The sequence below is a fragment of the Psychrobacter sp. PSP genome, assembly GCF_024085615.1.
Lineage (GTDB): Bacteria > Pseudomonadota > Gammaproteobacteria > Pseudomonadales > Moraxellaceae > Psychrobacter > Psychrobacter pacificensis.
The window spans coordinates 109,405-124,569 of sequence record NZ_JABLTF010000018.1 but is presented as its reverse complement, the minus strand read 5'-3'; the positions used below and the strand labels follow the sequence as shown (position 1 = coordinate 124,569).

At 44.9% G+C, this 15,165-nt stretch carries 6 protein-coding genes, 2 tRNA genes and 3 rRNA genes; 4 read left to right on the top strand and 7 right to left on the bottom strand.

From position 1 onward, the window contains the following. Position 1 precedes the first annotated feature (1 nt). The 5 genes from rrf to HL061_RS08805 all read right to left on the bottom strand — a co-directional run bounded on the left by rrf (position 2) and on the right by HL061_RS08805 (position 5,470). Positions 2-115 (bottom strand): 5S ribosomal RNA (rrf, locus tag HL061_RS08825). A gap of 162 nt (positions 116-277) precedes the next feature. Continuing rightward, a 23S ribosomal RNA gene (locus HL061_RS08820) occupies positions 278-3,133 on the bottom strand. Positions 3,134-3,484: 351 nt separating this feature from the next. After that, positions 3,485-3,560: transfer RNA gene (locus HL061_RS08815), tRNA-Ala, on the bottom strand. A gap of 96 nt (positions 3,561-3,656) precedes the next feature. Then, a tRNA-Ile gene (locus HL061_RS08810) sits at positions 3,657-3,733 on the bottom strand. A gap of 73 nt (positions 3,734-3,806) precedes the next feature. Then, a 16S ribosomal RNA gene (locus HL061_RS08805) occupies positions 3,807-5,470 on the bottom strand. Together the 16S, 23S and 5S rRNA genes with 2 tRNA genes alongside form the textbook arrangement of a ribosomal RNA operon. Positions 5,471-6,584: 1,114 nt before the next feature. Here HL061_RS08805 and thrS point away from each other — a divergent pair. The 4 genes from thrS (at position 6,585) to rnr (ending at position 13,027) form a co-directional block, all read left to right on the top strand. Continuing rightward, positions 6,585-8,519 (top strand): threonine--tRNA ligase, encoded by a 1,935-nt coding sequence (thrS, locus tag HL061_RS08800; protein WP_240365638.1) that lies wholly within the window; start codon positions 6,585-6,587, stop codon positions 8,517-8,519. 23 nt (positions 8,520-8,542) lie between these two features. Beyond that, positions 8,543-9,046: a translation initiation factor IF-3 gene (gene infC / locus HL061_RS08795; protein ID WP_240365639.1), complete on the top strand. Its 504-nt coding sequence runs from the start codon at positions 8,543-8,545 to the stop codon at positions 9,044-9,046. A gap of 332 nt (positions 9,047-9,378) precedes the next feature. Then, positions 9,379-10,623, top strand: coding sequence for a toxic anion resistance protein (locus HL061_RS08790; protein ID WP_071002711.1), 1,245 nt, complete (start codon positions 9,379-9,381; stop codon positions 10,621-10,623). Positions 10,624-10,762: 139 nt separating this feature from the next. Then, on the top strand, positions 10,763-13,027 hold the full coding sequence (rnr, locus tag HL061_RS08785; protein WP_252962733.1) for a ribonuclease R: 2,265 nt from the start codon (positions 10,763-10,765) through the stop codon (positions 13,025-13,027). 89 nt (positions 13,028-13,116) lie between these two features. Here rnr and HL061_RS08780 read toward each other — a convergent pair whose 3' ends face one another. After that, positions 13,117-13,416, bottom strand: coding sequence for a hypothetical protein (locus HL061_RS08780; protein ID WP_240365640.1), 300 nt, complete (start codon positions 13,414-13,416; stop codon positions 13,117-13,119). An 81-nt stretch (positions 13,417-13,497) separates the two neighbouring features. Next, a complete protein-coding gene (locus HL061_RS08775; RefSeq protein ID WP_252962732.1) occupies positions 13,498-15,126 on the bottom strand; it encodes a mechanosensitive ion channel family protein in 1,629 nt (542 codons plus the stop codon). Positions 15,127-15,165 lie beyond the last annotated feature (39 nt).

Here is a 15,165-nt window from a genome sequence, read left to right as displayed (position 1 = left end):
GAGCTGACGATGACCTACTCTCACATGGGCGAACCACACTACCATTGGCGCAACGATGTTTCACTTCTGAGTTCGGGAAGGGATCAGGTGGTGCCATCGCGCTATTGTCGTCAGCAAAGGGGGTTAGATATGAGTCTGTTCGTGTGACTTTTGATAAGTACCACTTACCCTAACTGAATCAAGGTTAACGGTGATATCGAAATGTTCTGTCTGTTTCTATAGCCTGGGCTATACAAGATAGATTAATTAGACTTGATACAAACCACTTGGGTGTTGTATGGTCAAGCCAAACGAGCAATTAGTACAGGTTAGCTACACACATCACTGTGCTTCCACACCCTGCCTATCAACGTCCTAGTCTTGAACGGCTCTTTAGGGAAATCTAATCTTGAGGTGGGCTTCCCGCTTAGATGCTTTCAGCGGTTATCCCATCCGAACGTAGCTACCGGGCAATGCCATTGGCATGACAACCCGAACACCAGTGGTTCGTCCACTCTGGTCCTCTCGTACTAGGAGCAGATCCTCTCAAATTTCCAACGCCCACGGTAGATAGGGACCGAACTGTCTCACGACGTTCTAAACCCAGCTCGCGTACCTCTTTAAATGGCGAACAGCCATACCCTTAGGACCTGCTTCAGCCCTAGGATGAGATGAGCCGACATCGAGGTGCCAAACACCGCCGTCGATATGAACTCTTGGGCGGTATCAGCCTGTTATCCCCAGAGTACCTTTTATCCGTTGAGCGATGGCCCTTCCATACAGAACCACCGGATCACTAAGACCTACTTTCGTACCTGCTCGACTTGTGGGTCTCGCAGTTAAGCGCGCTTTTGCCTTTATACTCTTCGACCGATTTCCGACCGGTCTGAGCGCACCTTCGTACTCCTCCGTTACTCTTTAGGAGGAGACCGCCCCAGTCAAACTACCCACCATACATTGTCCTCGGTATTGTGATACCTGAGTTAGAACCCCAACATGACCAGGGTGGTATTTCAAGGATGGCTCCACCAAGACTGGCGTCTCAGTTTCAAAGCCTCCCACCTATCCTGCACAAGTCAGGTCAAAGTTCAATGTAAAGCTGTAGTAAAGGTTCACGGGGTCTTTCCGTCTAGCCGCGGGTACACAGCATCTTCACTGCGATTTCGATTTCACTGAGTCTCTGCTGGAGACAGCGCTGCCATCATTATGTCATTCGTGCAGGTCGGAACTTACCCGACAAGGAATTTCGCTACCTTAGGACCGTTATAGTTACGGCCGCCGTTTACTGGGGCTTCGATCAAGACCTTCGCTTACGCTAAGCCCATCAATTAACCTTCCAGCACCGGGCAGACATCACACCCTATACGTCCACTTTCGTGTTTGCAGAGTGCTGTGTTTTTAATAAACAGTTGCAGCAGCCTGGTATCTGCGACTGCCAGCAGCTCAAGGAGCAAGTCCTATCACCACCAACAGCGTACCTTCTCCCGAAGTTACGGTACCATTTTGCCTAGTTCCTTCAGCAGAGTTCTCTCAAGCGCCTTGGTATTCTCTACCTGATCACCTGTGTCGGTTTAGGGTACGATTCGTTTATAACTATTGCTTAGAAGCTTTTCCTGGAAGCATGGTATTTGCCACTTCGCTGTACATGTACAGCTTGCTATCAGATCTCGGTATAGAATAGCCCGGATTTACCTAAGCTATAAACCTACATCCTTTCACCTGGACAACCAACGCCAGGCTGACATAACCTTCTCCGTCCCTCCATCGCATTATAAACAAGTATCGGAATATTAACCGATTTCCCATCGACTACGCCTTTCGGCCTCGCCTTAGGGGTCGACTCACCCAGCCCCGATTAACGTTGGACTGGAACCCTTGATCTTCCGGCGTGGATGCTTTTCACACCCATTATCGTTACTCACGTCAGCATTCGCTCTTGTGATACCTCCAGCATGCTTTACAACACACCTTCACAGGCTTACACAACGCTCCCCTACCACTTGAAAACAAATTCAAATCCGCAGCTTCGGCTCCTAGTTTGAGCCCCGTTACATCTTCCGCGCGGGCCGACTCGACTAGTGAGCTATTACGCTTTCTTTAAAGGATGGCTGCTTCTAAGCCAACCTCCTAGCTGTCTATGCCTTCCCACCTCGTTTCCCACTTAACTAGGAATTTGGGGCCTTAGCTGGCGGTCTGGGTTGTTTCCCTCTCCACGATGGACGTTAGCACCCACCGTGTGTCTCCCGGATATCACTCATCGGTATTCGGAGTTTGCATCGGTTTGGTAAGTCGGTATGACCCCCTAGCCGAAACAGTGCTCTACCCCCAATGGTGTTCGTCCGAGGCGCTACCTAAATAGCTTTCGGGGAGAACCAGCTATCACCGAGTTTGATTAGCCTTTCACCCCTATCCACAAGTCATCCCCTGGCTTTTCAACGACAGTGGGTTCGGTCCTCCGGTGCCTGTTACGGCACTTTCAACCTGCTCATGGATAGATCACTCGGTTTCGGGTCTATACCCTGCAACTAGTCGCCCTATTAAGACTCGGTTTCCCTACGGCTCCCCTAAACGGTTAACCTTGCTACAGAATATAAGTCGCTGACCCATTATACAAAAGGTACGCGGTCACCCAACAAGTGGGCTCCCACTGCTTGTACGCACACGGTTTCAGGTTCTATTTCACTCCCCTCACAGGGGTTCTTTTCGCCTTTCCCTCACGGTACTGGTTCACTATCGGTCAGTCAGGAGTATTTAGCCTTGGAGGATGGTCCCCCCATCTTCAAACAGGATTTCTCGTGCCCCGCTCTACTTAATATGTTAACGCTAATGTTTCGAATACAGGACTATCACCTACTATGGTCAGCTTTCCCACGCTGTTCTTCTACATTAGCTTTAATCGGCTTCTCCCCGTTCGCTCGCCGCTACTAGGGGAATCTCAATTGATGTCTATTCCTAAGGGTACTGAGATGTTTCACTTCCCCTCGTTTGCTTCCTAATAAATTAGGATACCTACCTTATGGTAAGTGGGTTTCCCCATTCAGAAATCTCCGGATCACAGGATATTGCCGCCTCCCCGAAGCTTATCGCAGGCTGTCACGTCTTTCATCGCCTCTGACTGCCAAGGCATCCACCATGTGCGCTTCATTACTTGACCATACAACCCCAAGTAGTCTTTCGACTTCTAAGTGTCATACAATCTAATTATGATAACGATATCACCTATGTTTATACGCTTGATTCAGTTCTCTTTACTTTTTTAATAACTCACCCCTGGGATAACAAATAATGTCGTTAAGAGGTGAGTTATTAAGGTTAAGATGGGCGCGTGAATACGCTCATCCTAACCCAGACTCATATCTATGTTTTTAAATAGTTCCTATGCTCTCGTCGAGTCATAGTTTTCTGTATAAAACAGAAAGAAGTAATCGTGTCTTTATTCAAGATGAATCACTTGTTTCTATTTGATACCTATTTTATTTAGCACGCTAAGCTTAGCCGTATGTAGTGGTGGAGCCAAACGGAGTCGAACCGTTGACCTCCTGCGTGCAAGGCAGGCGCTCTACCAACTGAGCTATGGCCCCTGAGCGAGGATACAATCGAAGCACTGCTTCGATCCGAGCGCAAGAGGAAATCCCTTAAAGGAGATTTACTTAGGGCTCTTTCACCTACATTAATAATGGTGGGTCTAAGTGGACTCGAACCACTGACCCCCGCGTTATCAACACGGTGCTCTAACCAGCTGAGCTACAGACCCTGATACGTCCTAAAACGTAAGCTTAAACTAAAGAACAACTTGTTGTGAATTCTTGCTGAGCGAATGCCGTCTATAAGGAGGTGATCCAGCCGCAGGTTCCCCTACGGCTACCTTGTTACGACTTCACCCCAGTCATCAACCACACCGTGGTGATCGCCCTCACTAAGTTAGGCTAACCACTTCTGGTGCAATCAACTCCCATGGTGTGACGGGCGGTGTGTACAAGGCCCGGGAACGTATTCACCGCGGCATTCTGATCCGCGATTACTAGCGATTCCTACTTCATGGAGTCGAGTTGCAGACTCCAATCTGGACTACGATAGGCTTTTTGAGATTCGCATCACATCGCTGTGTAGCTGCCCTCTGTACCTACCATTGTAGCACGTGTGTAGCCCTGGTCGTAAGGGCCATGATGACTTGACGTCGTCCCCGCCTTCCTCCAGTTTGTCACTGGCAGTATCCTTAGAGTTCCCACCCGAAGTGCTGGTAACTAAGGACAAGGGTTGCGCTCGTTGCGGGACTTAACCCAACATCTCACGACACGAGCTGACGACAGCCATGCAGCACCTGTATCACAATTCCCGAAGGCACTCTCGTATCTCTACAAGATTCTGTGTATGTCAAGACCAGGTAAGGTTCTTCGCGTTGCATCGAATTAAACCACATGCTCCACCGCTTGTGCGGGCCCCCGTCAATTCATTTGAGTTTTAACCTTGCGGCCGTACTCCCCAGGCGGTCTACTTATTGCGTTAGCTGCGTCACTAAGTCCTCAAGGGACCCAACGACTAGTAGACATCGTTTACGGCGTGGACTACCAGGGTATCTAATCCTGTTTGCTACCCACGCTTTCGAGCCTCAGTGTCAGTATGATGCCAGGAAGCTGCCTTCGCCATCGGTATTCCTTCAGATCTCTACGCATTTCACCGCTACACCTGAAATTCTACTTCCCTCTCACCTACTCTAGCCTAACAGTTTCAGATGCAGTTCCCAGGTTAAGCCCGGGGATTTCACATCTGACTTATCAAGCCACCTACGCTCGCTTTACGCCCAGTAATTCCGATTAACGCTTGCACCCTCTGTATTACCGCGGCTGCTGGCACAGAGTTAGCCGGTGCTTATTCTGCAGCTAATGTCATCGTCCCCGGGTATTAACCGAAGAGTCTTCTTCACTGCTTAAAGTGCTTTACAACCAAAAGGCCTTCTTCACACACGCGGCATGGCTGGATCAGGGTTCCCCCCATTGTCCAATATTCCCCACTGCTGCCTCCCGTAGGAGTCCGGGCCGTGTCTCAGTCCCGGTGTGGCTGATCATCCTCTCAGACCAGCTACAGATCGTCGCCATGGTAGGCCTTTACCCCACCATCTAGCTAATCCGACTTAGGCTCATCTAATAGCGAGAGCAACAAGTTGCCCCCTTTCTCCCGTAGGACGTATGCGGTATTAATTCGAGTTTCCCCGAGCTATCCCCCACTACTAGGTAGATTCCTAAGTATTACTCACCCGTCCGCCGCTCGACGCCTGCGAGAGCAACAAGTTGCCCCCTTTCTCCCGTAGGACGTATGCGGTATTAATTCGAGTTTCCCCGAGCTATCCCCCACTACTAGGTAGATTCCTAAGTATTACTCACCCGTCCGCCGCTCGACGCCTGATAGCAAGCTATCATCGTTTCCGCTCGACTTGCATGTGTTAAGCCTGCCGCCAGCGTTCAATCTGAGCCATGATCAAACTCTTCAGTTTAATCTATCTGAAGCCTTTACCTATAAATAGGAAGACGACTTCTAATCTTGGCTCATTTAATCTGGCAAAATCGCTCGTAATTATGTTCGTAATGAATTAACTTTGAGTTTTTCTGCTGTCTTAAATGATAATTTTTATAGTTGGTGTTCTACCGAAAAGATAGTCGACCAACTTTATTTTTTAGCATTCTGAATCAGCAAAAATCCACACAAGTTGTTCTTTAGTTATGCTTTTAAATAGTCTCAATCACTGTCGTCCAGTCATCGATATATAGGGTATTACTAACGCTATTCGCCTTTTCCGTCTCCGGTTAAGCTATCTAGCGAGCCGACTATCTTATCATAATGATTTGAATTGTCAAGACTTTTTGTAATTTGTTTCGCCAGGTTAACTGGGTTATTAATGTGTAATCTACACATCTTTCACTGCCAGCTCGTCTGATGAGGGCGTATTATAGAGGGTTTAACTTTTGTGTCAACCTGTTTTGTTGATGTTTTTGGACTTATTTTAGTGGAACATAAAAATGGTAGTTTTTTCAATGGGTTGGAGCTGGCTGCTTTAAAAGGAAAGAAAATAGAAGTGTGCTCTGATTGATAGTTTTATCAGATATGTATTGCCGTTTATTATCTTTGAAGTATTTTTTACCTCTTTGAATTTGCTTTTACTTCTTCCACCTTCAATATTGATATTACTACAAACATCGCTATACAGAAGGTCAATCGCCAAGTTTTATATAGTTTTGCCAACATTCTATTTTGAAATGTTCAAAAATAACTTTCGCAGTTTATCTCTGATTGAGCTTAAGGCTCTACCCCTTGCTATCTAGTCTTGGTAGACGGTTTTTGCTATAATCATCCTTTTATTGCATTACTTATTTTTGCTGATTATCTGTATTAGATAGATGACAGAGTTCTGTCTATGATGTCGTTATTGGTTAGACACTCTTGAATAACCAATAAAACCCACAATATATAGCAGTACAAAGCAGTAGCAAGTAATGTGTCACTCTTACTATATATCACAATAATTAGATATAATTGATGCGGTCTCACGGTTATATGATTGATGGTTGCAATCATCACTGCCAACGGACCCAATAACAGGCGAATAGATTATGGTAGCGATTACTTTACCCGATGGTAGCGTGAAAAACTTCGAAGGTCATACAACAGTCATGGAAGTGGCGCAAAGTATTGGGACAGGGCTCGCTAAAGCGACAGTTGCTGGACGTGTCAATGGTCACCTAGTAGATGCGTACGATCCTATCGTCGCTGATGCCAACGTTGAAATCGTAACGCCAAAAGACGATGACGGTGTCGATATCATTCGTCACTCATGCGCGCATTTGCTTGGTCATGCAGTTAAACAGCTATATCCTGATGTGAAGATGGTCATTGGTCCTGTTATTGATGATGGTTTTTATTACGATATCTTTAGTGAAACGCCATTTACGCCTGAGCACATGGAAGCTATTGAAAAACGCATGATGGAGCTGATCAAGCAAGATTATGACGTTATCAAAAAAATGACGCCACGTGCCGAAGCAATTGAGATCTTTGAATCACGTAACGAAGACTATAAGCTAAAACTGATTAATGATATGCCAGGTGAAGAAGCTTTTGGTCTGTATCATCATCAAGAATACGTCGATATGTGCCGTGGCCCGCATGTGCCCAATACGCGCTTTTTGAAAGTATTTAAACTGACCAAAATGTCAGGTGCTTATTGGCGCGGTGATGCGAAAAACGAGCAGCTGCAGCGTATCTATGGTACTGCTTGGGCTGATAAAAAACAGCTAAAAGCCTATATCCAGCGTATTCAAGAAGCAGAAAAACGTGACCATCGTAAAATTGGTAAAGCGTTAAACCTATTTCATATGCAAGAGCAAGCGCCAGGTATGGTATTCTGGCATGCGAATGGCTGGACAATTTATCAAGTACTTGAGCAGTATATGCGCAAAGTACAATACGACAATGGCTATCAAGAGATTAAGACACCGCAAATCGTTGATCGTAGTTTGTGGGAGCGCTCAGGACATTGGGGCAACTACGCAACTAATATGTTCACAACCTCTAGTGAAAATCGTGATTATGCCGTAAAACCAATGAACTGCCCTTGTCATGTGCAAGTGTTCAATCAAGGCTTAAAGTCTTACCGTGATTTGCCACTACGTATGGCAGAATTTGGTTCTTGCCATCGTAACGAGCCATCAGGTTCATTGCACGGTCTGATGCGCGTACGTGGTTTTACGCAAGATGATGCTCATATCTTTTGCACGCAAGCACAGATTCAGCAAGAAGTAGCAGAATTTATCAAGCTAACGCTTGCTGTCTATGAAGATTTTGGTTTCGACAACATTATTATGAAGCTGTCTACTCGCCCTGAAAAACGTGTTGGTAGTGATGAGTCTTGGGACTTTGCAGAAAAGGCGTTAGCAGATGCGCTTGATAGCTCAGGCCTAGACTGGGATTATCTACCTGGCGAAGGCGCTTTCTATGGTCCAAAGATTGAGTTTAGTCTAAAAGACTCGTTAGGTCGTATTTGGCAATGCGGTACCATTCAGGTAGATCCCAATATGCCTGAGCGCCTCGATGCTGAGTTCGTCAATGAGCAGAACGATCGTGAAGTGCCTATTATGTTGCACCGTGCCATCTTAGGGTCATTTGAGCGCTTCATTGGTATTTTGATCGAACACTATGCTGGTTGGATGCCAGTATGGCTAGCACCGCAACAAGTTGTGGTCATGAACATCACTGATAAGCAAGCTGATGCCTGTGAAAACGTGGTTAGTGAGCTCAAAAATGCAGGTTTGCGTGCGGTTAGCGACTTGCGTAACGAAAAGATTGGATTTAAGATACGAGAGAAAACATTAGAACGTATTCCCTATATGCTAGTATTAGGGGATAAAGAAGTGGAATCGGGCAGTGTCAACGTCCGAACGCGCGAAGGTGAGAACCTTGGCGTGATGAGTGTTTCTAAATTTATTACATTAGTACAGACCGCTGTCAGTAAAAAAGGCCGACAGACCCCAAAAACAGATGAGGAGTAATACCTATTAAACAGTCCAACCGTTTGAACATCAACGAAGATATCAACGTCAAAGAAGTCCGTCTCGTCAAAGAAGATGGCGAGCAAATGGGTGTAGTTGATATCGCAACCGCGATGAAAGCGGCACGTGATGAAAACCTAGATTTGGTTGAATTAGTTCCTGAAGCTAAGCCGCCAGTATGTAAGATCATGGATTATAAACATTTCCTCTATGATCAAAAGCAAAAGGCTAAAGAAGCTAAAAAAAACCAAAAGCAGACTCAGCTTAAAGAGATGAAACTACGCCCTAGTACTGAAGAGGCGGATTATCAAGTTAAGCTGCGTAAAATCATTAGTTTCTTAGAAAATCAAGATAAGGTTAAGATTAGTATTCGTTTCCGTGGACGCGAAATGGCGCACCAAGATATTGGTCGCAAGCAACTTGACCGCATCATTGAAGATACCGCTGATATCTCAAACGTCGAACAATTTCCTAAGATGGAAGGTCGTCAGATGGGTATGTTGCTTGGACCTACAAAGAAAAAGTAGTCTTTTATGAGATTGCTTTAAGTAGTGGCTGTCAGTCCATATAGTTATTTATAACTCTAACCATCAATATGCTACGGGATATTGATGGTTTTTTATTATTTGGACTGCCTACTGTCTCTTTTAAATGTATTTAGCCAGATATAATTGGCTGACGCTATTTTACAAAATCTACCTTCTCAACTATTAGATTACGCGGTAGTCTAAAAGTCTGTTTTATATTTGCTAATCAGCATTTATCAAAATTTTTAGTCAGTGTACAACAATAATCTATATCACGACCAATAGAGTCGTTTATAAAAACACTGCTTTTATCTGACATCAAAGGAAATTTCATGCAAGAATTAACACCACCAGAAAACGCCACAACTCCTAGTATCTCTCTCACAGCGCCTGAACCTGTCAAAGAAATACAAAAAAGTGAAGCCGATCAAATGGTTAAGTTGGATGAAAGCCAAATTCCGGAGCTGGATGCCAAAGTGGATGCGTTCGTCGATCACGTGATTACTAACTCCGTGCACAGTCCAGAATTTCAGCAAAACGTCCAATCCATTCATAATCTGGGCACCAAAGAGATTCGTGAGTCAGCGCAAGTCTCTAATCGTATGCTTGAGCTACCGGCCAAAAGCCTCAATGACAGCTTGTTTGATAACTCCCCTATCGCCAAATCTTTAACCGAATTACGCGGTATCGTCGAAGATTTGGACCCAAGCAAAAAAGAGCTGACCAATTCACGTAAGCTATTCGGTCTGATTCCATTTGGTAATAAAGTGCAAGACTATTTCCGTCAGTATGAGTCAGCGCAATCGCATATCAATGCAGTAGTAACCAGTTTATATAACGGTAAAGATGAATTGCTCAAAGACAATGCAATGATTGAGCAAGAAAAAGTCAATATGTGGGAGCTGATGCAGTCTATACGCCAGTATATCTATGTTGGCAAAAAGATAGATGAGCAACTAGAGCAAAAAGTCTACGCCATAGAAGCGACTGATCCTGAAAAAGCGCGTATTATCAAAGAAGAGATGCTGTTTTATGTACGTCAAAAAAACACTGACTTTTTAACTCAGTTGGCCGTCAACGTACAAGGTTATCTAGCGCTCGACACCATCCGTAAAAACAATCTAGAGCTGATTAAAGGGGTTGATCGAGCAACGACGACCACTGTTTCAGCACTACGTACGGCGGTGGTAGTTGCTCAAGCCATGACCAATCAAAAGCTGGTACTTGATCAAATCACTGCGTTAAACAAGACCACCAGTAGTTTGATTGAGTCAACCTCTGCCATGCTTAAGCGTCAGTCAGGTGAGATTCATGAACAAGCAACAAGTAGTAGCATTGAGCTTGATAAACTGCAAAATGCCTTCAATAATGTCTATGACACCATGGATATGATTAGTAATTATAAAATCGAAGCATTAGAAAATATGAAACAAACGGTCAATAGCTTGACCACTGAAGTCGATAAAGCACAGAAATACCTGGATAAATCAAATCAAACCACAGTGCTAGAAGTCTCAAAAGAGCTAGACAGTAAAAAAATCACCAATCAATCAAGCAGTGTTGATATCGATATTTGATTGATCCCAATAGCGTTCATTTAAAAATGCAACGCTTTTTGCTATTGAAGGCACATAAGGCAATTGACGCAAGATATTGCGCTGCCGTTCGTGTTAATATAGTCACTATTAATAATTTAAAAAATAGATACGGTAATTTATGAGTTGGAATGATCCAAACGCCTCAAGTGAGGCACAAAAATACGACAACCCAATCCCTAGTCGTGAGTTGATACTCAGTACGATTGGTGAGCATGGGGAAGTCACTCACAAGCAGCTGGCGCAGATCTTTGAGATTGAAGATCCAGATCAGTTTGATGCTTTGGGCAATCGCCTAAAAGCCATGGCACGCGACGGTCAAGTCAATCGCGAAGGCCGTCCCTATCGCTATCGCACAGTCACTAAGCAAGATATCGTTACAGGCACCGTATCTGCACATCCAAAAGGCTTTGGCTTTGTGGTGCTAAGTGATATGCCAGATTTATTTTTGCATGAAAAACAAATGCGCTGGGTATTCAATGGCGATACAGTAGCAGCAGTTGGCACGTCAACAGACAATCGCGGTCGTACTGAAGGTCGTATTGTCGATGTGATTGAGCGCCGCCAGAACAACTTTATCGGTACACTTGCGCGTGATGAAGACGGCTATTGTGTTGAGCTTGGTAGTCCAAACAGTCATCAACCAATCACTGTCACTGATGATAATGTCCAAGCCCTCAATATCAAACAAGGCGCGCCTGTCAAAGTCGATATCATCGACTGGCCGAACCAGCATGAATTTGCCACTGGCAAAATCACTGAGGTATTGTCTGATGATAACGATCGAGAGCTGATTATTGAGACCACTTTACTGAACTATGATATCCCATCAGATTTCAGTGAAGCGGCGCTCAAACAAGCTGCTGAATATCAAGAACCAACTGAGAAAGACATAAAAGGTCGCAAAGATTTGCGTCATCTGCCACTCGTTACTATCGATGGTGAAGATGCTCGTGACTTTGATGATGCCGTATTTGCTGAGAAGCGCTCAGGCGGCAACTACCGCGTCGTGGTCGCAATTGCGGATGTCAGCTATTATGTCACGCCAAACTCACCACTAGATCAAGATGCTTACGAGCGCGGTACGTCTGTATACTTCCCGCATCGTGTGATTCCGATGCTCCCTGAAGTTCTCTCTAATGGTCTGTGTTCATTGAACCCTAACCTTGATCGTCTATGCATGGTGGCTGATATTAAAGTATCACGTGCAGGTAAGGTCACAGGATATGAGTTTTATCCATCGGTGATGCACTCACAAGCGCGTCTCACGTATAACCAAGTGAACGACTATTTTGTCAATCCGACTGATAAGAGACTTCCTAAATCATTAACGGGTAATAAAGACGTCAAAAAATCGATTGATACATTGCATCAGCTTTATGAGTTACTGCTCAAAAAACGTGAAGAGCGTCATGCCATGGAGTTTGAGACGGTCGAAACCTACATCAAATTTAATGAAAAAGGCGGGATTGACGCTATATTACCGCGTACTCGCGGTGACTCTCAGAAGCTGATTGAAGAGTGTATGCTCCTCGCTAATACCTGCGCGGCAAACTTTGCACTCAAACATGAGCTGCCAGTCTTATATCGTAACCACGATAAGCCTGATAATGAAAAATCAATGCGTATTCACGAATATGCAAAAAACTTTGGCCTACCCTTCCCACAAGAGAATCCAACGCAAGCCGATTATCAGCGTATTATTGAAGCAACCAAAGACAGACCAGATGCGATTAGCATTCATAGCATGTTGCTGCGCTCGATGATGCAGGCAAATTATGCCCCTGACAATATTGGTCACTTCGGCTTGGCTTATGATGAATATAGCCACTTTACCTCGCCGATTCGCCGTTATCCAGATCTAATGCTGCATCGTGCGATCAAAGCAAAAGTAACAAACAGCAAGCAACCTGTCATGGATTTTTCACTTGACGGCGCGGGTACACAGACGTCTGATACAGAGCGCCGTGCAGAAAAAGCATCTCGCTTTGTAGAGTCTTGGCTCAAGTGTCATTATATGACGGATCATGTCGGTGAAGAGTTCGAAGGGGTTGTGACGACCGTGACCAACTTCGGCCTATTCGTTACGTTGACTGATCTATACATCGATGGCTTGGTACATATCTCCAATGTGGGCGATGATTTCTTTGTTTATGATGAGCAGCAACAGCAGCTCATCGGCAAAGACAAAGGCACGCTGTTTGGACTTGGTGACTTGGTCAAGGTACAGGTTGCTGGCGTCAACATGGACTTACTGCAAATTGATTTTGATTTGAAAGAAAAACTTCAGTCTAGTGCCATGAATCAGACCAAAAAACAGCCGTCTAAGAAAGGTCCAGCAAAGAGAAGTAGTCGTAGAAGCTCTAGCAAAAAAAAGCTAATCTGAAACTGTAGCACCATAAATAAAAAAGGGCTAACGATAACGTTGGCCCTTTTTTATGCTTTGTTATTTATAGTTTTAGGCTAAATATTTTTTTACTGTGCATTACTCATCTGTTCCAAACGATCTTGCTCAGATTTCTGCGCTTGATCGATTTTATTGGTTGCATCATCTAAAATGGCTTTTGGCTGTTCGCCAAGTGGTTTGCTGGCGATATTTGCAGAGCTATTCTTAGAGCTATCTGCATCAGATACAGCTGCTGTAGGCTGTTCAGAAACAGTACTGCTAACGGCAACCTCTCTGTTTTTCTCATGACTGTTACCATTAACGATATTAAAGCCCAATAGTGCCACGATTCCGATTACGGCAAATATGATTACATGCTTCATTTCCATAAAAAATCTCGACTTTGATTAATTACCAAATACGAGTTCCATTGCACTTTTTGTGCCTACTTTTAAACCTACTATCTCTTACTATTCTTGCGGACTATTATTATTGAGTAAATCCGTTTCATCTGAGCTTTGAGCAATCTCTTGCTCGACCTTTTCCATCAGCTTGTCATCAGGGCGGGCATCGAGGACCTCATCAGCATTACGGCCTTGCAAAATAACTTTGGCTCGCGCCTTCGCTTGCTTTTTATCTTTATCATCAACAGGATTCTCATTATCTTGATGGGTAAAAGTAGGCTCAGGCGTGGTTGAGGTTATCGTCATGTCAGATTTAGCGCTGCTCGTACTGTTCTGCATATGTTCAATGGCTTTCTCTAATTTGTCGTTAAACCGCAAACGATAAATGGGTTCAGGCAAGCTAAAGCCTTCGTTTTCTAGTGCATGTTTGGTCTCTCTGATGGCAATACTACGCGCTTTAGCAAAGTCCGTCTCTGATTGATCTACCCAAACCTGAAACTCTAAAACGATATTGGAATCACCCACATTGGTAATCACCGCGATGGCTTTGGGCTCCTCCAATACAAATGCGAGCGTACCTATTGCATCCAGTCCTACTTTGATAGCTGCTAGCGGATCATCATTCGCATCAACACCTAATTCAAAAGTAAAGCGGCGCTCGGGATTTTTAGTGTAGTTGAGAATGGTGCCTTTAAACACCTCAGCATTCGGAATACGCAACTGATTGCCATCCAATGTCATCAGTATCGTCGCACGTGAGGTCAGACGAACGACAATACCCTCTTGCCCATTGATAACCACCTGATCACGGGCGCGAAATGGCTGGCGGATACTGAGCATTAGTGAGGCAATATAGTTTTCGATAGTGTCTTTGACTGCAAAACCAACGGCAATACCGATGACACCTGCGCCGCCAAGCAAAGTACCTAAGATGGTTTCTGCCCCGATAAGGCTCAGTCCCAAGATCAGACCAAAGATTATAAAAATAACTTTGACGGTCTGCGATAATAGCTCAGCGACAAACGGATTTGGCGTTAAGCGTTGCCACATTCTTTTGCAATTGGACAACCAACTACCAAACCATGTGACCAATGCAAATATAACAACGCCGACCAATAGCAAAGGCAGCGCCTTCACTAAATTTTCCAATTGCGCTTTTAGTCCTTGATAAACTGTCGAGACATTTTCTTGGACATCTAATGTGCGATTGATATTGTCATCAACGGTGACTACATCAGTCAAACGGTTGGTCAGATTGATGGCCTGCTGCGCTTTTTTTTCGTTGGCAGTCTCTCCTGCCAAGGTGACCACGCCTTGGCTCACACTGACAGTAACGGCTTGTAGACCTTCGATTTCAGAGAAAATACCATTGATACGCTGACGGATTTCATTATCTTTTTGCGGAGTGGGTGTGGTTTCAATTTGACCGTTATTGGTGCTCTCACCGCTGATGACGGGGGGCTGGGCAGGTGTCGGTGATGAGGTGGCGGGGTCTGATGCTTCCTCGTCTGGCGCAGGATCACTATCAGGTGTTGCCTCTTGTGTACTTTCCATGCCGAGCGCAGTTGCAATGCCAGAGAGTTCTTCACCAGCTGCATAGGCGGGCCACGTACAAACGATGCTTAACAGCAACACCATTTGACCCCACGCTTTTATAAAACGGCGTATCATTGGACGGTCAAAATAACTGGCCATAAGCATCCTTTATTTTTTACGGGTTTTTCTTGCTTAGCT

Excerpts from the sequence above, each read along its gene's own strand:
- thrS (WP_240365638.1), top strand. The coding sequence starts at position 6,585 with ATGGTAGCGATTACTTTACCCGATGGTAGCGTGAAAAACTTCGAAGGT.
- HL061_RS08790 (WP_071002711.1), top strand. The coding sequence starts at position 9,379 with ATGCAAGAATTAACACCACCAGAAAACGCCACAACTCCTAGTATCTCT.
- rnr (WP_252962733.1), top strand. The coding sequence starts at position 10,763 with ATGAGTTGGAATGATCCAAACGCCTCAAGTGAGGCACAAAAATACGAC.
- HL061_RS08780 (WP_240365640.1), bottom strand. The coding sequence starts at position 13,416 with ATGGAAATGAAGCATGTAATCATATTTGCCGTAATCGGAATCGTGGCA.
- HL061_RS08775 (WP_252962732.1), bottom strand. The coding sequence starts at position 15,126 with ATGGCCAGTTATTTTGACCGTCCAATGATACGCCGTTTTATAAAAGCG.